At 70.1% G+C, this 21,095-nt stretch carries 19 protein-coding genes and 1 tRNA gene; 11 read left to right on the plus strand and 9 right to left on the minus strand.

All coding sequences use genetic code 11. The features are described from left to right. Positions 1 to 2: 2 nt before the first annotated feature. From J5Y10_RS06190 to J5Y10_RS06200, 3 genes are read right to left on the minus strand one after another with little or no spacing between them, the layout of a single operon-like run. Positions 3 to 1,646, minus strand: a complete 1,644-nt coding sequence (locus tag J5Y10_RS06190) for a hydantoinase B/oxoprolinase family protein (RefSeq protein WP_209371894.1) — start codon at positions 1,644 to 1,646, stop codon at positions 3 to 5. Beyond that, complete coding sequence (locus J5Y10_RS06195; RefSeq protein WP_209371896.1) at positions 1,643 to 3,721, minus strand: hydantoinase/oxoprolinase family protein; 2,079 nt, start codon at positions 3,719 to 3,721, stop codon at positions 1,643 to 1,645. The genes J5Y10_RS06190 and J5Y10_RS06195 overlap by 4 nt, the downstream gene beginning before the upstream one ends. A 3-nt stretch (positions 3,722 to 3,724) precedes the next feature. Then, positions 3,725 to 4,513, minus strand: coding sequence for an SDR family oxidoreductase (locus J5Y10_RS06200; protein ID WP_209371898.1), 789 nt, complete (start codon positions 4,511 to 4,513; stop codon positions 3,725 to 3,727). A 121-nt stretch (positions 4,514 to 4,634) separates the two neighbouring features. On the opposite strand from J5Y10_RS06200, the gene J5Y10_RS06205 reads away from it, so the two are divergent. From J5Y10_RS06205 to J5Y10_RS06225, 5 genes are all read left to right on the plus strand, one after another. After that, positions 4,635 to 5,603, plus strand: a complete 969-nt coding sequence (locus J5Y10_RS06205) for a 2-hydroxyacid dehydrogenase (protein ID WP_209371899.1) — start codon at positions 4,635 to 4,637, stop codon at positions 5,601 to 5,603. Positions 5,604 to 5,656: 53 nt separating this feature from the next. Further along, positions 5,657 to 6,307, plus strand: a complete 651-nt coding sequence (locus J5Y10_RS06210) for a flavin reductase family protein (protein WP_209371900.1) — start codon at positions 5,657 to 5,659, stop codon at positions 6,305 to 6,307. Between the two features lie 44 nt (positions 6,308 to 6,351). Continuing rightward, positions 6,352 to 6,915 carry a nucleoside 2-deoxyribosyltransferase gene (locus J5Y10_RS06215; protein WP_209371901.1) on the plus strand — a complete coding sequence of 188 codons (564 nt, stop codon included), beginning with the start codon at positions 6,352 to 6,354 and terminating at the stop codon, positions 6,913 to 6,915. A gap of 62 nt (positions 6,916 to 6,977) precedes the next feature. Further along, a tRNA-Ser gene (locus J5Y10_RS06220) sits at positions 6,978 to 7,068 on the plus strand. 171 nt (positions 7,069 to 7,239) lie between these two features. Next, positions 7,240 to 8,751: a glycosyltransferase family 4 protein gene (locus J5Y10_RS06225; RefSeq protein ID WP_209371902.1), complete on the plus strand. Its 1,512-nt coding sequence runs from the start codon at positions 7,240 to 7,242 to the stop codon at positions 8,749 to 8,751. Between the two features lie 4 nt (positions 8,752 to 8,755). Here J5Y10_RS06225 and J5Y10_RS06230 read toward each other — a convergent pair whose 3' ends face one another. The 3 genes from J5Y10_RS06230 to araD all read right to left on the minus strand — a co-directional run bounded on the left by J5Y10_RS06230 (position 8,756) and on the right by araD (position 12,007). Continuing rightward, the gene (locus J5Y10_RS06230) at positions 8,756 to 9,370 is read right to left on the minus strand and encodes a cysteine hydrolase family protein (protein ID WP_209371903.1); all 615 of its coding nucleotides are present in this window, start codon (positions 9,368 to 9,370) and stop codon (positions 8,756 to 8,758) included. A 104-nt stretch (positions 9,371 to 9,474) separates the two neighbouring features. Continuing rightward, positions 9,475 to 10,191, minus strand: coding sequence for a ribonuclease activity regulator RraA (locus J5Y10_RS06235; protein ID WP_209371904.1), 717 nt, complete (start codon positions 10,189 to 10,191; stop codon positions 9,475 to 9,477). A gap of 25 nt (positions 10,192 to 10,216) precedes the next feature. Further along, a complete protein-coding gene (gene araD, locus J5Y10_RS06240; RefSeq protein WP_209371905.1) occupies positions 10,217 to 12,007 on the minus strand; it encodes an L-arabinonate dehydratase in 1,791 nt (596 codons plus the stop codon). Between the two features lie 139 nt (positions 12,008 to 12,146). Here araD and J5Y10_RS06245 point away from each other — a divergent pair, with 139 nt between their 5' ends. The 4 genes from J5Y10_RS06245 to rutD are packed head-to-tail and all read left to right on the plus strand — an operon-like array spanning position 12,147 to position 15,632. Further along, positions 12,147 to 13,433: an NCS2 family permease gene (locus J5Y10_RS06245; RefSeq protein WP_209371907.1), complete on the plus strand. Its 1,287-nt coding sequence runs from the start codon at positions 12,147 to 12,149 to the stop codon at positions 13,431 to 13,433. Positions 13,434 to 13,485: 52 nt separating this feature from the next. Further along, the gene (locus tag J5Y10_RS06250; RefSeq protein ID WP_209371908.1) at positions 13,486 to 14,445 is read left to right on the plus strand and encodes a Bug family tripartite tricarboxylate transporter substrate binding protein; all 960 of its coding nucleotides are present in this window, start codon (positions 13,486 to 13,488) and stop codon (positions 14,443 to 14,445) included. 33 nt (positions 14,446 to 14,478) lie between these two features. Then, positions 14,479 to 14,865 (plus strand): pyrimidine utilization protein C, encoded by a 387-nt coding sequence (rutC, locus tag J5Y10_RS06255; protein WP_209371909.1) that lies wholly within the window; start codon positions 14,479 to 14,481, stop codon positions 14,863 to 14,865. Continuing rightward, the gene (gene rutD / locus J5Y10_RS06260) at positions 14,862 to 15,632 is read left to right on the plus strand and encodes a pyrimidine utilization protein D (RefSeq protein WP_209371910.1); all 771 of its coding nucleotides are present in this window, start codon (positions 14,862 to 14,864) and stop codon (positions 15,630 to 15,632) included. Before rutC ends, rutD begins: the two co-directional genes overlap by 4 nt. Before the next feature lie 24 nt (positions 15,633 to 15,656). Here the strand turns inward: rutD and J5Y10_RS06265 are convergent, their stop codons facing one another. Both J5Y10_RS06265 and J5Y10_RS06270 read right to left on the minus strand, forming a co-directional pair. Further along, a complete protein-coding gene (locus tag J5Y10_RS06265) occupies positions 15,657 to 15,986 on the minus strand; it encodes an Mpo1-like protein (protein ID WP_209371911.1) in 330 nt (109 codons plus the stop codon). A gap of 32 nt (positions 15,987 to 16,018) precedes the next feature. Further along, positions 16,019 to 17,734, minus strand: a complete 1,716-nt coding sequence (locus tag J5Y10_RS06270) for an ABC transporter ATP-binding protein (protein WP_209371912.1) — start codon at positions 17,732 to 17,734, stop codon at positions 16,019 to 16,021. 114 nt (positions 17,735 to 17,848) lie between these two features. On the opposite strand from J5Y10_RS06270, the gene J5Y10_RS06275 reads away from it, so the two are divergent. After that, complete coding sequence (locus J5Y10_RS06275) at positions 17,849 to 19,441, plus strand: MFS transporter (RefSeq protein ID WP_209371913.1); 1,593 nt, start codon at positions 17,849 to 17,851, stop codon at positions 19,439 to 19,441. Positions 19,442 to 19,488: 47 nt separating this feature from the next. On the opposite strand, the gene J5Y10_RS06280 is transcribed toward J5Y10_RS06275, so the two are convergent. Continuing rightward, positions 19,489 to 20,298 (minus strand): fumarylacetoacetate hydrolase family protein, encoded by an 810-nt coding sequence (locus J5Y10_RS06280; RefSeq protein ID WP_209371914.1) that lies wholly within the window; start codon positions 20,296 to 20,298, stop codon positions 19,489 to 19,491. Between the two features lie 194 nt (positions 20,299 to 20,492). Between J5Y10_RS06280 and dps the strand changes: the two genes are divergently transcribed. After that, positions 20,493 to 21,011, plus strand: a complete 519-nt coding sequence (gene dps, locus J5Y10_RS06285; RefSeq protein WP_342452853.1) for a DNA starvation/stationary phase protection protein Dps — start codon at positions 20,493 to 20,495, stop codon at positions 21,009 to 21,011. The last annotated feature ends 84 nt before the right edge of the window (positions 21,012 to 21,095 follow it).

The raw sequence follows: 21,095 nt of genomic DNA on the forward strand, positions 1-21,095 counted from the left end.
GCTCAGACCAGACCGTCCGCTTCATCGCGCGCGACGAGCGCGGGGTCGCGCCCCGCCGGGTCGCCCATGCCGCCGCCGCCGGGGAGCTTCAGCAGCAGCCGCTTGCCTTTGGGGATCACTTGGAAGCCCTTGGTGCGAAGAAGTGTCCCATCCGTCAGCCCCACCCAGCCCGGCGCGCCGTCTCCGCCGCCGTCGCGGCCCTTGGGCGGGTTCGCCACCCGGTCGAAAATGGCGTTCACGGCGAATTCGGCGTCGTTCTTGCCGCCAATCTCCATCACCTGCCCCAGCCCGCCGCGCGTGCGCCCGGCGCCGCCGGAGCCCGGCCGCAACTCCTTCTTCCAGAAGATCACGGGCGCCACATTCTCCGTCGCCTCCACCGGCATGGTCCGAACGCCCGAGGGGAAGGCGGTGCCGTCCAGCCCGTCCTGCGTCGGCCGCGCGCCCGTGCCGCCGGAGTTGAAGGTGATGACCTCGAAATCGGGAAGCTCGGCATTGGCGCCGCTCACCTGCCCGCCGCCGCGCAGGGGCGGGTTCCAGAGGCAGGAGGAGCCCTCCGCCGTCACCCGGTCCGGCACGGCCTGGTGCAGGCAGCCCATCATCAGGTCCGGCAGGAGTTGGCCGACGACGTGGCGCACCGCCACGGGATAGGGCCGCGGGGCGTTGAGGATGCTGCCCTCGGGGATCTCCATGCGGAAGGGCAGCAGGGAGGCCCAGTTGTTCGGAACCTCCGGCGCCACCACGCACTTGATGCCGAAGCAGGCATAGGCCCGCGTATAGGCGGCCGGCACGTTGATGCCGCGCCCGGAGAGCCCGGAGGTGCCTGCGTAATCGACGGAGATGTGGTCTTCCGACACCGTCATGCGCGCGCGCAGCGTGACGGGCGCCTCATAGCCATCCGAGCTGATCTGCGCGCTGAACTCGCCGCGCGGAAGCTTCGCGATCTCGGCGAGGGTGGCGCGGGAGGATGCCTCGAAGATGGACTCCGCGAGGCTGTCGAGCGAGTCCATCCCGAACTCGTCCATCATCTCCACCAGCCGCCGCGCGCCCGCGTCGTTGCAGGCGCAGAGGGAATAGACATCGCCCTCCAGCTCCGCCGGCGTCCGCGTGCCGGCGCGCAGGATGTCGAAGAACGTCTCGTTCGCCTTTCCCTGGTCGAAGCACTTGACGATGGGGATGTAGAGCCCTTCCTCGAACACCGAGCGCCCTTCCGGCCCCATGCCGAGCCCGCCCACGTCGATGACATGCGCCGTGTTGGCGAAGAGGCCGACGATCTGCCCGTTGCGGAAGGCGGGGGTGACGACGGTGAGGTCGTGCAGGTGCCCCGTGCCGAGCCAGGGGTCGTTGGTGATGTAGTGATCCCCGGCCTTCATCGTCTCCGCCGGGAACTTGGCGAGGAAGTGGCCGACGGACTCCATCATGGAGTTCACATGACCCGGGGTGCCCGTGACGGCCTGCGCCAGCATCCGCCCGCGCAGGTCGAAGATACCGGCGGAAAGATCGCCCGCCTCCCGCACCGTGGTGCTGAAGGCGGTGCGGATCATGATCTGCGCCTGCTCCTCCACCACGGCGATCAGGCGGTTCCACTGGATTTGCCGCTGGATGGCGGCGAGGGCATCGCGCGGCTGCGCGTCCGGCGAAGAGCTCATCGCGTCAGCTCCAGATATCCCAGCCCATCCATCGTGCAGGTCCAGCCCGGCCCCACCAGCGTGCTCGTCTCCGCCTCCACCACGATGCAGGGGCCGGGAACGGCGGCACCGGGCGCGAAGGCATCCCGATCATAAACCGGCCAATCGGAAACCCCGCCCTTCGCCGTATCGCGCACGGCCAGGCTGCGGATCGGCGTCGGCGCGGGCGCCGCGGCCACCTCGGCCACGGGCGGCGGCGCTTCCACCGCGGTCGCCACCGTCACGGCGAAGGACAGGATCTCCACGTCGCTTCCCGGCACGGGGCGATCGTAGAAAGCGGCATATTCCCGGTCGTAGGCGGCGCGCACATCGGCCACATCCGCATCGCCCAGGGCCGTGACCGGCAGCTCCACCGCGATCTCATGGCCCTGCCCGACGTAGCGCATATAGGCAATCCGCCGCTCCACCAGCTCCGCGCCGAAGGCCGCATCCGCCACGACGCGGCGGGCTTCCGCCGACATCTCCGCCAGCAGCGCGTTCACCGCCGCCGTGTCAAAGGTCCGGAAGCGCTGGTAGAGGCTCCGCACCACCTCATAGCCAACGGGCGCGCGCAGGAAACCGATCGCCGAGCCCACCCCCGCGCCCGAGGGCACGAGAAGCCTGTTCACCCCGATCTTCTCCGCCACGCGATAGCCATGCACCGGCCCGCCGCCGCCGAAGGCGATCACCGCGCGCCCGTCATAGCCCTTCCCGCTCTCGATCGCATGGACGCGGGCGGCATTGGCCATGTTCTCGTCCACCACCTCCACCACGCCCAGCGCCGCCATCGCCGGCTCCAGCCCCAGCGGGCCGAGCGAGGACTCCATTGCCGCCGCCGAGGCGTCGGGATGCAGGGTCATGGCCCCGCCCGCGAAGGTGTCGGGATCGTAGCGTCCCAGCAGCAGGTTCGCATCCGTCACCGCCGGCTTCGCCCCGCCGCGCCCGTAGCAGGCCGGTCCGGGATCGGCGCCCGCGCTCTCCGGTCCCACCTGGATGCGGCCGAGCGCATCGACGGAGGCAATGGAGCCGCCGCCGGCGCCGATCTCCACCATCTCGATCACGGGGATCCGCAGCGGAAGGCCCGATCCCTTCTTGAACCGCCCGATCCGCGCCACCTCGAAGGTGCGGGCCGTCTGCGGCGCGAAATCGTCGATGAGGCAGACCTTGGCCGTGGTGCCGCCCATGTCGAAGGACAGCACGCGGTCCCACCCCTTCTGCCGCGCCACGAAGGCGGAGAAGATCGCCCCGCCCGCCGGCCCGCTCTCCACCAGCCGAATGGGAAAGCGCGCAGCGGTCTCCAGCGTCGTCAGCCCGCCGCCGGAGAGCATGAGGTAGAGCGGGCAGGTGAAGCCCGCTTCCGACAGCCCTGCGCGCAACCGGTGCAGGTATCCCATCATCAGCGGCTGGACATAGGCGTTGGCGGCGGTGGTGGAAAACCGCTCCCACTCCCGCATCTCCGGCGAGACCTCGCTCGAGAGGGAGACGGGCAGCTCCGGCCAGAGGTCGCGCACGATCTCCGCCGCCTGACGCTCATGCGTGGGATTGACGAAGGCGTGCAGGAAGCCGATCGCCAGGCTCTCGATACCCTCCGCCTTCATGAAGGTCACGGCCTCGCGCACCGCCGCCGTGTCCAGCGGCAGCAGGACACGTCCCTCATTGTCCAGCCGCTCCGGCACCGGCAGGCGCCAGCGCCGCGGCACCAGGGGCTGCGGCAGGGTGATGTTCAGGTCGTACTGGTCGTAGCGGCTCTCATTCCCCAGCGCGAGGACGTCGCGGAAGCCCTCCGTCGTCAGCAGCGCGGTCCGCGCGCCCTTGCGCTCGATCACGGCATTCGTCGCCAGCGTCGTGCCGTGGATGAAGAGGGAGACGTCGGCCGGCCCCATCCCCGCCTTGGCGAGCACCGCGCGGATGCCCTCCAGCACGCCCTTCTCGGGCGCAGCGGGGGTGGTCAGCACCTTTGCCGTCCAACGCTCGTAACCGCCCATCCCGTCCGCGCGCTCCAGCGCGAGGTCCGTGAAGGTGCCGCCGATGTCGGAGGCCAGCCGTACGTCACCCACCGGTCAGATGCTCCGCACCACGCCGCCGTCAATCTTGATGATGCTGCCGGTGATGTAGGCCCCGGCCTCGGATGCGATGAAGGCGGTGGTCTTGCCGAACTCCGTCGCCGTGCCGTAGCGGCGCAGCGGGATCGTGGCCTCGCGGTCCTTGATCACCTGCTCCGGCGTCTTGCCGGACTTGGTGGCCGCGGCCTGGGCCAGCTCATAGGTGCGGTCGGTCTGGATCGCGCCGGGGGCGACGATGTTCACCGTCACGTTGTCCGGCCCCACCTCGTCGGCCAGGGTCTTCGCCCAGCCCACGATGTTGGCGCGCAGCACGTTGGACAGGGCCAGGTTCGGCAGCGGCTGGATCATGCCGGAGCTGCCGACGGCGATGATCCGCCCGAACTTCCGCTCCCGCATGCCCGGCAGGGCGAGGTTCGCCAGCCGGATGGGGGAGAGCACGATGCGCCGGAACCAGGTCTCCAGCGCCTCCTCCGTCAGGTCGGCCGCCGTGCCGGCCGGCGGGCCGCCATGGTTCAGAACGAGGATGTCCACCCCGCCCAGCGCCTTCACCGCGCCGGCATAGAGGGCGTCCATGTCCTCGCCCTTGGCGACGTCCGCCGCGAAGGCCTGCGCCACCGGCGCGCCCATGCCCTTCAGCGCCTCGCAGACCGGCGCCAGCCGCTCCGCGTCACGCCCGGAGATGGCGAGCGATGCGCCGTCGGCGGCCAGGGCCTCCGCGATCGCCCGGCCCAGGCCCTTGGAGGCGCCCATCACCAGCGCCCGCTTGCCACGAAGACCGAGTTCCATCGAAACCTCCAACCGAATCAGGGCGGGGACCCTGGACCGCGTCTCCGGGGCTGGCAAGATCGGGGCCGCCATCGCCGGCAACGGGTTTGGCAAGCTGCCCTGCCGCGGGCATCCTGTCGCCATGCCCCGCCCGACCCTGCTTCAAACCCGCACCCTGCCCGCGGCCGTGGAGGCCCGGGCTGCCCGGGACTATGCCGTCCGACGCCCGGAGGGGCCGGACCGCACCCTCGATGCCGCCGCCCTCCTCGCCGCCGCCGGGGGGTGCGATGGCATCCTCTGCGCCGCCGGGGACGCGCTGGACGCGAAGACCCTCGCCGCCCTGCCGGAGAGCGTGCGGATCATCGCCACCTTCTCCGTCGGCACGGACCACATCGCGCTGGACGCGGCGCGGGCGCGTGGCATCGCCGTGACCAACACGCCGGACGTGCTGAGCGTGGCCACCGCCGAGATCGCCATGCTGCTGGTCCTCATGTGCGCCCGCCGCGCGGGCGAGGCGGAGCGGCTGCTGCGCGCCCGCGAATGGACGGGCTGGGCCCCCACCCAGCTCATGGGCGTGACGTTGGAGCGCAAGCGCCTGGGTGTCCTCGGCATGGGGCGCATCGGGCGGGAGCTGGCCCGCATGGCCCGCGGCATGGGGATGGAGATCCACTACCGGAACCGCGCGCGGCTGGCGCCGGAGGAGGAGGAAGGGGCGACCTTCCACGCGGACGACGAGAGCTTCCTCGCGGCCTGCGACGTGCTTTCCATGCACATCCCCGGCGGCCCCGCCACCAATGGCTGGCTGAACGCGGCCCGCATCGCTGCCCTGCCCCGCGGCGCCATCGTGGTGAACACCGGCCGCGGCACCACGGTGGACGACGAGGCGCTCTGCGGGGCGCTGCGGGCCGGCCACCTGCGCGCCGCGGGGCTCGACGTCTTCGCCGGGGAGCCGGCCATCTACGAGGGCTACCACAGCGCCCCGAACGTCACCCTCCTGCCCCATCTCGGCAGCGCCACCGTGGAGACGCGGGACGCCATGGGCTTCCGCTGCCTCGACAACCTCGACGCCCTGCTGCTGCACGGCGGCGAGCCGCCCCACCGCGTCGCCTGACCTCTGCAGCCGCGTCCGGGCGCCGGGGCACGGATCCAGCCAAGGAAACCCCTATGCTCTTCGACTTCGAGGCCCTTCCGAAGAAGGACCGCTACAAGCTGGTGGTCTCCACCATCGTTCCCCGCCCCATCGCATGGATGGTGACGCAGGACGCGGAGGGGCGGACCAATGCCGCACCCTTCTCCTTCTTCAACGTGTTCAGCAACGACCCCGTGGTGGTCGGCATCGGCGTCGGCGCCCGCGGCATGGGCGGCGAGGAGAGGTCGGACATGAAGGACACGATGGACAACATCCGCGCGCTGGGCGAGTTCACCGTCTGCATGGTCAGCGAGGAGCTGGCTGAGGCGATGAACGTCACTGGCGCCGAGTACCCGACGGGGGTGGACGAGATCGCCATGGCCGGCCTCACCACCGCGCCTTGCGCGAAGGTCCGCACGCCCCGCATCGCGGAGAGCCCGGTGGCGCTGGAGTGCAAGCTCTGGCAGGCCATTCCCATCGGCACCCACAACCTAGTCCTCGGCGAGGTGGTCGCCGTCCACGTGCAGGACGAGTGCATGCTCGACGTGAACCGCCTCTACGTCGACACGCCGAAGCTGAACCTGGTGGGCCGCCTGCATGGCGGCGGCTGGTACGCCCGCACCACGGACCGCTTCGACATGCCCCGCGTCACGCCCGAGCAGGTGGAGGCCCGCCGCAAGGGCTAAGGGGAAAACTGGCCCGGCCAGCCGGCCTGGGCTAATTTTGCTTCATGCGGATCTACCTTGCGGGCCCGGAAGTCTTCCTGCCGGATGCCGGCGCGCTGGCCGAGGCCAAGCGCGCCCTCTGCGCGCGCCACGGCGCCACCGGCATCTTCCCCACCGATCCCGTGCACTGCCCGGCGGCCGACGCGGCCTCGGAGGATTGGCTGGCCATCTACCTCCGCAACGAGGCCCATATCCGCGGGGCGGAGGCGCTGATCGCCAACCTCACCCCGTTCCGCGGCCCCTCCGCCGATGCGGGCACGGTGTACGAACTGGGCTTCATGCGCGCCCTCGGCCGGCCCATCGCCGGCTACTCCAACGCAGCGATGCCTTTCGAGGAGCGCAGCCGCGCCTTCCTGGGTCCCGCCGCGCGCCGCCGCCCGGACGGCGCCTGGGAGGACGCCGAGGGCCTGCACCTCGAATCCTTCGGCCTGCGGGACAACCTGATGATCGACGGCGGCATACGCGCCGCCGGCGGCCCCTTCGTGACGCGTGACGTGCCGGAAGAGGTGCGCTGGCGTGACCTGGCCGCCTTCGAGGAGGCGCTGCACCTCCTCCTTGAAGCGCGCTGAGCAGAATCCCTGCCGCACCGGCTTGCCCGCCCGTCCCTTGCCCCCTATACCCCGGCGCCGTTGGACAGGTGGCCGAGCGGTCGAAGGCGCGCGCCTGGAAAGTGCGTATAGGTCAAAAGCCTATCGTGGGTTCGAATCCCACCCTGTCCGCCATCCGCCCCTCCGCAAGATCCCGAACGTCTCATCTTTGGCCCGGAGCGGATCTGCCCCGCCATGGCTTGATCCCCGCCCGATTTTGAGCGACCAGCCGTTCCGCGGGCCGGTCCGCAGCGGCGTTCCCGGCCGGTGCCCGCCTCCTCCCCCCTCCGCCGGAGCGAACGACGCATGACGACGATCTGGATCGATGTGGAGGATCTGTTCGATTACGCCGTGGTGAACCCCCGGCCGAGCGGCATCCAGCGCGTCGAGTACGAGATCTGTCGCTGCCTCGTGACCGCCGGCGCGCCGGGAAGCGTGCGCTTCCTGCGGCACGCCGCGGGCGGCACGGATTTCCGCAGCGTCGCCTGGCATGAGGTGGAGTCCCTCTTCGCCGGCTTCAGCAAGCCCGCCAGCGGCACGGCCGAGGCCGCCGCGGCCCCCACCCCCGCCAGCGGCACGCTGGCCGCCTCCGTGCCGGACCTTCCCCCGCCGCCGCGCCGCCTCCGCCGCCGCGTGCTGAGCTGGCTGGCCCGCCGCACGCCGGAACCGCTCCGCAGCCCGCTGGGCGAGGCCGTCATCCACCAGATCGTGGCGCTGCGCAGCGCCGCCCAGGCCGGGCGCATCGCCTGGTCCGCCGTCAAGCGGCCGGCGCGCCCGCCCATGGCCCTTCCGGCGCCACCGCCGGCACCGGTGCCGCTCTCAGGGGCCGAACCTTCCTCCGCCGCTCCCGCAATCCTGCCGGACGTCGGCGGCGCCGACCCCTTCGCGGCGGCCGGGCCGGGCGACACCCTGCTCGTCCTCGGCTCGCCCTGGTTCCACGCCGGCTATGGCGCGCTGATCGAGCGGATGAAGGCGGCGAAGGGCATCCGCTTCGGCGTGCTGCTCTACGACATCATCCCGCTGCGCCGTCCGGAGTTCTGCGACCAGGGACTGGTACGCATTTTCGATCACTGGCTCAGCACCGTGCTGCCGCATGCGGACATTCTGCTGGCCATTTCCAAGGCCAGCGCCGACGATATCGACGCTTACGGCAAGGAGAGGGGCTGGAACCTGAAGGCCCGCCCCGTCGCCATCCCCATGGGCACGGGCTTCGGCACCCCTGCCCCCGCCACCCGCCTAGCCGGGCGCGACTACCCGGAGGCGGGAAGCTACGCCCTCATCGTCTCCACCATCGAGGCGCGGAAGAACCACATCCTGCTCTTCCGCGTCTGGCGGCGCATGCTGGAAGAGATGCCGCGGGACAAGGTGCCCACCCTCGTCTTCGCCGGGCGCGTCGGCTGGATGGTCTCCGACCTGATGCAGCAGCTGAAGAACGCGAACTTCCTGGACGGCAAGCTGGTGCTGTTCCAGGACCCGACCGATGGCGAGCTGACCACCCTGTACCAGGGCGCGCAATTCACCCTCTTCCCCTCCTTCTACGAGGGCTGGGGCCTGCCGGTGACGGAGAGCCTGGCCTTCGGCAAGCCCGCCATCATCTCCAGCAGCACTTCCCTGCCGGAAGCGGGCGGGACGCTCGCCCGCTACTTCGATCCGGAGAACACCGCCGAGGCCTACCGGGTGATCCGGCAGGTGGTGGAGGACCCGGAAGGGCTGCGGCGCTGGCAGGGGCGGGTGGCGCGGGAGTTCCGCCCGGTGTCCTGGGACGAGGCCGCCGAGGCCGTGCTGCGCGCCTTGCAGGAGCCCGCGCCGGCGGCTTAGGCGCTCAGCGCCAAGCCTCCAGCAGCGTCTCCGTCGCCACCGCCTCCACCTGCTGGCCATAGCGCTCGCGGTAGAGGGTCAGCAGCGCGTCATGGGTTCGGTCTGAGGATGAGCAGAGCGCGTCCGTTGGGATGACGACGCGATAGCCCCGGTCCACCGCGCCCAGCACGGCCGCGAGCACGCAGACATCCGTCTCCGCCCCGGTGATGACGAGCGTGTCCGTGCCCCGTTTCCGCAGCAGCGTTTCCAGCTCAGGCTGCAGCCAGGGGGAATAGGCCGTCTTGTCGATCACAGTGGCGGGCGGCACGAAGCGGGCGAGGCCCGGTAGCAGGTCCACCATGGTTTTCGGAAGCGCCTCCAGCGTCATGCCGGCCCAGCGCTTCCAGTAGCGGTTCCAGGTGCCCTGCCCTTCCCCGGGGCGGGCTGCGGGGATGAAGCGGGTGAACACCGTCTCCGCCGGATGGGCCCCGGCGATCCGTTCCACCACGGGCAGCACGCGCTTCATCCAGGGGGTGTGCCAGTCCGTGCCCTCCGCGAAGAGGTTCTGCATGTCCACGCAGAGGTGCACGCAGTTCGGCCCAAGCGGACCGAAATGCAGGCCATCCTTCTCATCCGCCATTCCCGGTCCCTCCCCTATTTCCGTCGTCAGGAACGCCGGAAGGGGCCGGAGGATACGTCGGCCGATCGCAGGATTGTCCTGCGTTCACATACGTTTAGTGGGCGTTAGCGCCCCTTGTCCTTCCGCCACTCCGCGAAGATCTCGAGGTTCTTCGCATCTGTCGCGGGATAGAGGCCGCGGATCGTGTGCCCGGCGCGCACGCGCTCCGTCACGAAATCCTCGTAGGCCGTCATCTCCACCGCCTCGCTCGCGATCTCGTCCGCGATGCCGGCGGGAATGACGATCACCCCGTCCCCGTCGCCCACGATCACGTCGCCCGGAAACACCGGCGCGTCGCCGCAGCCGATCGGCACGTTCAGGTCGATCGCTTGGTTGAGCGTGAGGTTCGTCGGCGCGGACGGGCGGGAGTGGTAGGCCGGGATATCCATCCCCGCGATCTCCGCCGCGTCGCGGAAGCCGCCATCCGTCACGACGCCCGCAACGCCGCGCACCATCAGCCGCGTGACGAGGATGGAGCCGGCGGAGGCCGCGCGCGCGTCCTTGCGGCTGTCCATCACCAGCACGGCGCCGGGCGGGCAGGCCTCCACGCCCTTGCGCTGCGGGTGCTCCGGGTCACGGAACACCTCCAGCCCGTTCAGGTCCTCGCGGGCGGGGATGTAGCGCAGCGTATAGGCCTCGCCGACCATGCTCTCGGTGGGCTGGCGCAGCGGGTGCACGTTCTGGATGAACTGCTGGCGGAGCCCGCGCTTGTAGAGGGCGGTGGCGAGGGTCGCCGTGCTGACACCCTTCAGCTTCTGGCGCGTCGCGTCGGAAAGCGGCATCTGGATCGTTCCTCCTGTTTCATCTTCAGTAGATCACGGGCTCGGGCACGGGGGCGCCGAACTCCGTGCGCAGGAAGTCGAAGTCGCAGCCCTCGTTCGCCTGCTGGATGTGCTTGGTGAACATGTAGCCGTATCCCCGCTCGAAGCGCGGCTCCGGCGCCTTCCAGGCGGCGCGGCGCGCGGCCAGCTCCTCCTCGGAGACTTCCATGTTGATGGTCCGCGCATCCACGTCCACCGTGACGATGTCGCCGGTCTTCAGGAGCGCCAGCGGCCCGCCGATATAGCTCTCGGGCGAGACATGCAGCACGCAGGCGCCGTAGGAGGTGCCGGACATGCGCGCATCGGACATGCGCATCATGTCGCGCAGGCCCATCTTCAGCAGCTTCTTCGGCATCGGCAGCATGCCCCATTCCGGCATGCCCGGCCCGCCCTGCGGCCCCGCGTTGCGCAGCACCATCACCGTGTCCGGCGTGAAGGGGTAGCTCTCGTCGTCCACCGCCTTCTTCATGGAGGGGTAGTCGTCGAAGACCACCGCAGGTCCGGAATGCTTCAGGAAGCGCTGGTCCATCGCCGCGGGCTTGATGACGCAGCCATCGGGGGCGAGGTTCCCCTTCAGCACCGCGAGCGAGCCCTCCCCGTAGATCGGGTTCGCGGTGCTGCGGATCACGTCGTCGTTGTAGACCCGCGCGCCCTCGATGTTCTCGCCAACCGTCTTACCCGTGACGGTGAGGCAGGACAGGTCCAGGTGCTCGCGGATGTTGCCCATCAGCGCGCGGATGCCGCCGGCGTAGAAGAAGTCCTCCATAAGGTACTGGTTGCCGGAGGGACGCACGTTGCCGATCACCGGCACGCGGCGGGAATACCGCTCGAAGTCGTCCAGCCCCACATCCTGCCCGGCGCGCCGCGCCATGGCGATCAGGTGGATGATGGCGTTGGTCGAGCAGCCCATGGCCATGGCCACCGCGATGGCATTGCCGAAGGCGGCCTTGGACTGGATCTTCTGCGGCGTCAGATCCTCCCAGACCATCTCCACGATCCGCCGCCCGCTCTCGCTTGCCAGCCGGATGTGCCCGGCATCGGCCGCGGGGATGGAGGAGCCGCCCGGCAGCACCATGCCCACCGCCTCCGCGATGGCCGTCATGGTGCTCGCCGTGCCCATGGTCATGCAGGTGCCATAGGAGCGGGCGATGCCGCCCTCCACGCCCAGCCAGTCCTGGTCCGTGATCTTCCCGGCCCGCAGCTCGTCCCAGTACTTCCAGCTGTCGGAGCCGGAGCCGAGCACCTTGCCCTGCCAGTTGCCGCGCAGCATCGGCCCGGCGGGGAAGAAGATGGCGGGGATGTTCATGCTGGTGGCGCCGAGCAGCAGCCCCGGTGTCGTCTTGTCGCAGCCGCCCATCAGCACCACGCCATCCACGGGGTGGGAGCGCAGCAGCTCCTCCGTCTCCATGGCCAGCATGTTGCGGTACATCATCGTGGTCGGCTTCACGAAGCTTTCGGAGACGGAGAGCGCCGGAAGCTCCACGGGAAACCCGCCCGCCATCAGGATGCCGCGCTTCACGTCGTCCACGCGCGTCTTGAAGTGGGAATGGCAGGGCTGCAGGTCGGACCAGGTGTTGACGATCGCGATGACCGGCTTGCCCGTCCACTCCTCCGGCGCGTAGCCCATCTGCATGGCGCGGGACCGGTGGCCGAAGCTCCGCAGGTCGGCCGGGCCGAACCAGCGGCGAGAGCGAAGTTCCTCCACCGACTTGCGCTGCGGCCCGGCCTCGACCGGCCCGGGCTCCAGGGACTCAGGGGGCAGGTTCGGATCGGACATTTTGCTCTCCCGGACGGCGTTCAGACTGACATAGCAGATTCATTGCCCCGCGCCAGGGGGCCGGCGCAGGATGGTGACCCGTTGCGGCACCGCACAAGGCCTGTTTCCCTGCCGGGCGGAGTCGAGGGGATCAGGGCGCATGGAACGTCTTTTCCGGCTGACGGAGAATGGCACGACGGCCCGGACGGAGCTGTTGGCGGGCCTCACCACCTTCCTGGCCATGGCCTATATTATCGTCGTCAACCCGCAGGTCCTCGCGGCCGCGGGGATCGATGCCGGGGCGGCCTTCGTCGCCACCTGCCTGGCGGCCGCGATCGGCTGCTTCCTGATGGGCCTCCTGGCGAATTTCCCGATCGCGCTGGCGCCCGGCATGGGGGTCAACTCCTTCTTCGCCTTTGCGGTGGTGGGCGGCATGGGCGTGTCCTGGCAGGTCGCCCTCGGGGCCGTCTTCCTCTCCGGCGTGCTGTTCCTGATCGTCTCGCTCTCCGGCCTTCGGGAATGGCTGATCAACGGGATCCCGCTCTCACTCAAGCTCGGCATCGCCGCGGGAATCGGGCTGCTGCTGGGGCTGATCGGGCTGCAGAATCTCGGGCTGGTGGTGGACCATCCCGCCACGCTGGTCGGCCAGGGCCGGATCGGCTCCGCCCCGGTGCTGATCGGCTCGGCGGGCTTTGTCCTGATCGCCGCGCTCGCCGCGCGCCGCGTGCCCGGCGCCATCGTCATCGGCATCCTCGCGACCGCCCTGGCCGGCATCCCCTTCGGCCTCACCCGCTTTAACGGCATCGTCTCCGCCCCGCCCTCCATCGCGCCCACGCTGCTGCAGATGGACCTCGCGGGCGCTTTCACGCTCGGCGCGGCGAGCATCGTCTTCACCTTCTTCGTGGCGGACCTGCTGAACAACGCGGGAACGCTGATCGCCACAACGCATCGCGCCGGGCTGATGCGGCCGGACGGCTCCGTGCCGCGCCTCGGCCGCGCGCTGGTCGCGGATAGCGGGGGCGCGATGATCGGGGCCGCCCTCGGCACCTCCCCCACGGTCAGCTACATCGAGAGCGCGGCCGGCATCCAGGCCGGCGGGCGCACGGGGCTGACCGCCGTGACGGTCGGGATTCTCTTCCTCGCAGCCCTGTTCCTGGCGCCCCTGGCCGCCGCCGTTCCCGCCTTCGCGACGGCGCCCGCGCTCGTCTTCGTGTCCTGCCTCATGGCCCAGTCGCTGAGGGACCTGAACTGGGGCGACATGACGGACTACCTGCCCGCCATCCTCGGGGCGATGGCCATGCCCTTCACCTTCTCCATCGGCGCGGGCATCGGCATCGCCTTCATCGTCTACGCCCTGCTCAAGCTCATCGCGGGCCGGGCGGCGGAGGTGCATGGCGCGGTCTGGCTGCTCGCCCTCCTGTCCGCGGTGATGTTCGCCCTGACCTGATCCGCTGGCATGGGGATTGCTGCACCGTAATCCCCGCGCAAGGACGAACCCATTGCCGCAGCCGACCCGGCGCGCCCTCCTCGCCAGCCCCGCCCTGCTCCTGCCGGCGTCTGCGCGGGCGCAGTCCTTCCCCGACCGTCCGATCCGGATGATCGTCCCCTTCCCACCGGGCGGCGCGGCGGACTTCCTCGGACGCGTGGCGGCGGACCCCATGGCGAAAACCCTCGGGCAGCCGATCCAGATCGAGAACCGCACTGGCGCCGGCGGCAATATCGGCACTGCCCTCGCCGCCCAGGCGGAGCGGGACGGGCACAGCATCCTCCTCAACGGCCTACCCTATGCCGTGAACCGCTTCCTCTATCCCAGCCTTCCCTATGACCCGGACCGTGACTTCACGCCGCTCGCGATGCTCGCCGTGGTGCCGAACATCATGGTCGTCTCGAACGACCTTCCCGTGCGGAGCGTGGCGGAGTTCGTCGCGCTGGCGAAGGGCAAGGCCGCGCACTACGCCTCCATCGGCAACGGCACCTCCCTGCACCTGGCGGGCGCGCAGTTCGCCCTCGCCGCCGGGCTGGACATGACACACGTCCCCTATCGCGAGACCGCCGCTGCCAATTCCGACGTCATGTCCGGCCGGGTGGAGGTGATGTTCCAGACCATCTCCGCCGCGGCCGGGCTCGTGAAGGGCGGCCGCATGAAGGCGCTCGCGGTCACGAGCGCCGAGCGCGTCCCCGCTTTCCCCGAGGTGCCGACACTGAAGGAGGCGGGCGTGGACCTCGTCTCCGTCGGCTGGTTCGGCCTCTTCGCTCCGCGCGGCGTGCCCCCCGACCGGGCGGCGAAGCTGGAGGCGGCCACGGTCGCCGCCGTGAACGACCCGGCCGTGAACGCCCGCATCCTGGAGACGGGCAGCCTTCCCCGCCCCTTGCCCGGTGCCGAGTTCGGCCGCTTCATCGCGGAGGAATCCGCGCGCATGGGCGCCACCATCCGCGCAACCGGCATCCGCGCCGACTGACACCCCCGATTGCAGCACAGGGAGCCCCGCCGCATGCCCATGACACCCGTGATCCCCGCCGGTTCCGGCAAGCCGATCGCCCCCTTCTCCCCCGGTGCGATGGCGGACGGCGTTCTCTACGTCTCCGGCACCCTGCCCTTCGACAAGGACAACAACGTCGTCCATGTCGGCGACGCCGCGGCGCAGACGCGCCACGTGCTGGAGCTGATCAAGTCCGTGGTGGAGGCCGCCGGCGGCACCATGGCGGACGTAACGATGAACCACATCTTCGTCACGGACTGGGCGAACTACGGTGCCGTCAATGCCGTCTATGCCGAGTACTTCCCGGGCGACAAGCCGGCGCGCTACTGCATCCAGTGCGGGCTGGTGAAGCCGGACGCCCTCGTCGAGATCGCGACCGTCGCGCACATCGCCAAGTGAAGTACGAGATCACGGGCAAGCCCGGCGCGGAGGCCGTGGTTCTCTCCGCCGGGCTCGGCGGCGCGGCCGCCTTCTGGAAGCCGCAGATGGCGGCCCTGGAAGAACATTTCCGCGTTGTGTCCTTCGATCAGCGCGGCACCGGCCGCAACGCGGAAGCGCTGCCGGAGGGCTACTCCATCGCCCATATGGCCGACGATGTCGTGGATGTGCTGGACGAGGCAGGGATCGAGCGCGCCCATTTCCTGGGCCATGCCCTCGGCGGCCTCGTCGGCCTGGAGATTGCCCGCCGCCACCCGGCGCGCCTGAACTGCCTCGTGCCGGTCAACGCCTGGGCGAAGGTGGAGCGCCATTCCGAGCGGTGCTTCGAGATCCGCATCGGCATCCTGAAATCCCAGGGCCCGGCAGCCTACGTCGCCGCCCAGCCACTCTTCCTGCACACCGCCCCGTACATGGCGGAGCACTATGAGAAGCTGGATGCCGAGATCGCCCACGGCACGGCGCATTTCCAGGGCGAGGAGAACCTGCTGCGCCGCATTGGCGCCCTTCGCGCCTTCGACTCCCGCGCCGACCTCGCCGACATCATGGCACCGGCCCTCGTCGTCGCGGCGAAGGACGACCTGCTCGTGCCCTGGACCGCCTCGCAGAAGCTGGCGGAGGGTCTGCCGAACGCCCGCCTCTGGCTGACCGAGACCGGCGGCCATGCCTCGACCGTTGAGCAGCCGGAGCCCTTCAACCGCGCCGTGGTGGAATTCCTGCTGGAGGCCTGACCGCTCCGGGGAGCGGCGCTGCCGTCAGCGAATGCCGGCCCGCCGCAATTCCTCATCGAGCCGGCCCGTCAGGTACAGCCCGGCCATCCGGAGATCCGAGCCAAGGGACCAGAGCGGGTAGGTGAAGGTCGCCGGCCGGTTCCGCTCGATCGTCATGTGGCTGACCCAGGCGAAAAGATATCCGCTCACGACGCCCGCCAGCATCAGCCACCACCGGCCCGTCAGCAGGCCCACCAGGAACAGCCCCGCCCCCAGCACCGTGCCGAGGACGTGAACCCGCCGCGTCACCGGGTCCGCGTGCTCCCGGAGGTAGTAGGGCCAGAACTCGGCATAGGTGGCGATGCGTTGGGCCATGGGGCGAGCCTGACAGACCGCCCGGCCGGAAATCAACCGGCGCGCTGGACCGAAGCCAGACGGGAATAGACCCCACCCCGGCCGAGCAATTCCCCGTGCCGCCCCTGCTCGACCACCCGGCCGTGATCCACCACCACGATCCGGTCCGCGTCCCGGATCGTCGCCAGCCGGTGCGCGATCACCAAGCTCGTCCGGCCTTCGGACAGTTCCCGCAGGGATTCCTGGATCGCCCGCTCCGTCTCCGTGTCGAGCGCGGAGGTCGCCTCGTCCAGGATCAGGATTGGCGGGTTCTTGAGGAAGATGCGCGCGATCGCCAGCCGCTGCTTCTGCCCGCCGGAGAGCTTCACCCCCCGTTCCCCGATCACGGTATCCAGCCCTTCTGGCAGGGCCTCGATCACCCCGTCCAGCCGCGCACGCCGCGCCGCCTCCAGGATCTCCGCCTCGCTCGCGCCGAGGCGGCCATAGGCGATATTCTCCCGGATCGTGCCGCCGAAGAGGAACACGTCCTGCTGCACGATCCCGATCTGCCCGCGCAGGGAGGCGAGGGTCATGTCGCGGATGTCGATCCCATCCACCGTGATCCGCCCGCCCGCCACCTCGTAGAAGCGCGGCAGCAGGGAGCAGAGGGTGGTCTTCCCCGCGCCGGACGGACCGACGAAGGCCACCGTCTCCCCGGTGCGGATATGCAGGTCGATCCCGTCCAGCACCGGCCGGCCATCGGCGTAGGCGAAACGCACGCCCTCGTAGCGGATCTCGCCGGTCAGTCCGGACACGTCCCGCGCGCCCGGCGCGTCCACGATGTCGGGCGCCGTGTCCAGCAGCTCCGTGTAGCGGCGGAAACCCGCGATTCCCTTCGGGTAGGTCTCGATGACGGAGTTGATCTTCTCCACCGGCCGGAAGAACACGCCCACCAGCAGCAGGAAGCCGACGAACCCGCCCGCGGAGAGCTCCCCGCGCATGACGAAAAGGCTGCCGGCGACCATCACCACCAGCTGCGTCAGCCGCATGGACATGTAGGAGAGCGAGCCGCTGGCGGCCATCAGCCGGTAGGCCTCAAGCTTCGTCGCGCGATAGGCCGCGTTGTCCCGGGCAAAGAGCCGCTTTTCGTGCTCCTCGTTCGCGAAGGCCTGCACCACGCGGATCCCGCCCACATTCTCCTCGATACGCGCGTTGAAGTCGCCGACGCGGCCGAACATCGCCCGGAAGTTCCGCGCCATCCGGCCGCCGAACCGCGCCGTCAGCCAGCCCGTGAGCGGCACGATCGCCGCCGTGATCAGCGCCAGCTGCAGGTTCACCGTGGTCATCAGGGCGAAGGCGCCGAGGAAGGTCATCACCGCGATGAACAGGTCCTCCGGCCCGTGATGGGCCACCTCCCCGATCTCCTCCAGGTCCTTCGTCAGCCGGCCCACGATGTGCCCGGTCTTGTTGTTGTCGAAATAGGAGAAGGAGAGCTTCTGCAGGTGCGCGAAGGCGCGCCGCCGCATCTCCGTCTCGATGTTAATGCCGAGCATGTGGCCCCAGTAGGTCACCACCGCCATCAGCCCGGCATTCAGCAGGTAGACGGCCAGCAGCCCCGCCGCGGCCAGGGCGATCATCACCGAGTCCTGGCCGGGAAGCAGCCGGTCCACAAAGACCTTCACGGCGATGGGAAAGCCGAGCTCCAGCACGCCCGAGAGCACGGCACAGCCGAAGTCCAGCAGGAACAGCCGCCGGTGGGGGCGGTAGTAGGCGAAGAAGCGCTTCAGCATGGGCAAGGCCCATAGCACCCGGCCCGCCCTGCCGCACCGTACAAGCGCGCAACCCGGCCTTGCCTTACCGATCCATGACGGGCAGGAAACCACCCGCCCTTCCATCAGGTGCCGATGCCCGCCCCCGCTGCCTTCGTCCCCTTCCGGAACCCCGCCTTCCGGATGCTCTGGATCGCGACCACGATCAGCAACATCGGCGGCTGGGTGCAGAACACGGGGGCGGGGTGGCTGATGACCTCCCTCACCACCTCCCCGCTCATGGTCAGCCTGGTGCAGGTAGCCTCCATGCTGCCGGTTTTCCTCCTCGCCCTGCCGGCGGGGGCGCTGGCGGACATCATGGACCGACGCCGCTTCCTCATCCTCACGCAGATCTGGATCCTCGCGACCGCCCTGATCCTCTGCCTCCTCACGGCCACGGGGACGCTGGGTCCCTGGGGCCTGCTGGCGCTGACCTTCTGCATCGGCATGGGCGCGGCGGTGAACTTCCCGACCTTCGGCGCCACCACGCCGGAACTCGTCCGGCGGGAGGACCTGGTCCAGGCGATCGTCCTCAACGCGATGGGCTTCAACCTCGCCCGCGCCCTCGGGCCGGCGCTCGGCGGTCTCGTCCTGGGCTGGGCGGGCGCGGAGGTGGCCTTCGCCCTCAACGCCACCTGCTTCCTCTACCTCACCATCGCCCTCCTCCTCTGGCGGCGCGCGCCGGAGAAGGAGCTGGCCCCGCGGGAAGGCCTGATGGACGCCATCGGCAGCGGGCTGCGCTACGTGGTGGCCAGCCCCGTCATGCGCGGCATCATCCTGCGTGCGACTGCCTGCTTTTTCGCCGGCACGGCGGTCTGGGGCCTGATGCCCGTGCTGGTGCGCTACCGCCTCGGCCTGGGGCCTGGGGCCTACGGCATGATGCTCGGCGCGATGGGCGTGGGGGCCGTCACGGCCGGGTTCTTCCTGCCGGCCCTGCGCCGCCGACTCTCGAATTCCCGGACGGTCGTCGTCTGCGCCTGCGGCGTAGGCCTCGCGATGATCGCGCTCGGCCTCTCCTCCCACTGGCTGCCCGCAGGGCTCGCCATGCTCTTCTACGGCGCCTCCTGGCTTGGCATGACCTCCAGCCTCGGCGCAGCGGCGCAGCTCGCCGCGCGGCCCTGGGTGCGGGCGCGGGCTATCGGCCTGTTCCAGGTCGCCACTTTCGGGGCCATGGCGCTCGGTTCTGCCTGCGGCGGCATCGGCGCGGCGCTGGTCGGCGTGCCCACCACCCTCATTGCCTCCGGCTGCCTCGGCATCGCCCTCGCCTTCGCCACGCGCCGCCTCCCCATGGAGGCCGCGCCCCCGCCCCCCGTCGCTCCGCTTCCAGCCGAGCCAGTGCCGGAAGCGCCTGCGCCCGAACTCCTGCCGAGCCTCGCGACAGACGAGGCGCGGCTCCTGGAATCCGTCCGCTACAACGTCCCTGCCGCCTCACGCGCGGCCTTCCTGGCGGCGATGGCGGAAGTGCGCGGCGTCCGCCTGCGCGCGGGCGCCATCGTCTGGCGCCTCTACGAGGACGTGGCCCATCCCGAGCGGTACGTGGAGCTCTGGGCCGTCCGATCCTGGACGGACCACCTGCGGGAACAGTCCCGTCTCTCCGAGCAGGACCACGCAACCCTCGCCGCCGCCGCGGCCTTCCAGGAAGCCGGCTCGGCACCGGAGGCGGAGCGCTTCGTGCAGCTTCCGGTCTGACGGGGGCCGGGGCGAACCCCGGCCCGCCCTCGTTCCCGCTCGTTCCCTCAGGCCCGCGCCGGCGTGATCCGCACGGAGAGGTCCGGCAGCCCTTCGATCTTGCAGAGGATCACGTCGCCCGGCACCACCGGCCCGACATTCTCCGGCGTGCCGGAGTAGATGATGTCCCCCGCCTTCAGTTCGAAGGCCTGGGACAGGTTGGCGATCTGCTCCGCCACGCTCCAGATCATCATGGACAGGTCGGCGCTCTGCTTCACCTGACCATTCACCGCGAGCGAGATGGCGCCCTTGGTGAAGTGCCCCGTGCCGGCCACGGGATGGATCGGCCCGATCGGCGCCGAATTGTCGAATGCCTTCCCGATCTCCCAGGGCTTCTTCTGGTCGCCCATGCCCCGCTGCAGGTCGCGCCGGGTCATGTCCAGGCCCAGCGCATAGCCATAAACGTGCTCCAGCGCGGCTTCGGCCGGGATGTTCCGCCCCCCGGACTTCAGTGCCGCCACCAGCTCCACCTCGTAGTGGTAGTTCTTCGTCAGCGACGGATAGGGATGGTCCGCCACCGTTCCGGGGGTGACGAACTGGATGGCGTCGGTCGGCTTCTGGAAGAAGAAGGGCGGCTCCCGCGTCGGGTCGCTTCCCATTTCCCGGGCGTGGGCGGCGTAGTTGCGGCCGATGCAGTAGATCCGCCGCACGGGAAAGGCCGCCTCGCTGCCCACCACCGGGACGGTGATCCGCGGCAGCTCGAACAGGGTGCGCGGGCCGGCCGCGACCTGCGCCTCCGCTCCCGCCGTCGCCCCCACCAGCCCCGCCGCGCCGAGCGGCAACGCCGCGCCCAGCACAGTCCTGCGATTTGTTGTCATGCCCATCTCCTCCGTCCCACCCCGTGCCGGGGCGTGGCCCTGAAGATTAGCACGGTGTCATTTGCCGGGCATGCGCTGCGATGAGGGCAGCATCGTCCTAGAAACCTTCCCCCGCGCCGCGCATTCGGGTTGCCGAGGGCGGCATCCACCCCATCATGGATCCCGTCTATCGGACTCGAGAAAAGGAGCCTCCAGTGGCGACCAAGACCGAACCCGGCAAGGTTCCCGGCAAGATCCCTACCCGTAACGATACCCCCAGCAACGGCAAGGCCGTTTCGATCGGCGTGCTTCAGGCCTGCCTCGTTGACATGGCGGACCTGACGAACTCCACCAAGCAGGCGCACTGGAACGTCAAGGGCAGCCACTTCTACGGCCTGCACAAAATGTTCGAGAGCTTCTACGCGATCCTGAACGAGCAGACGGACGAGATCGCGGAGCGCGCGGTGCAGCTCGGCGGCATCCCCGACGGCACCACCGAGACGATCGGCGCCACCAAGCGGATCGAGCGCTATGACAACAAGCTGCTGGACGGCCTGGAGCATTGCGCGGCCCTTGCCGACCGCTACGCCCAGATGGCGAAGGAGCTCCGCGAGGGGATCGACGCCACTGACGAGGCCGGCGATGCCGACACCTCGGACCTGCTGACCCAGGTCTCTCGTGAGGTCGACAAGATGCTTTGGATGATCGAGGCCCACCTCCAGGGCAAGGACTGACCTTCGGCCGAGAAGCCGCTGGTCTGCCGCCCCGGCGCCGAGAGGCCCGGGGCGGTTGCTTTTTGGGCCCCGGCCGGGCTAGGT

Source organism: Roseomonas indoligenes (genome assembly GCF_017813365.1).
GTDB classification, from domain to species: domain Bacteria; phylum Pseudomonadota; class Alphaproteobacteria; order Acetobacterales; family Acetobacteraceae; genus Roseomonas; species Roseomonas indoligenes.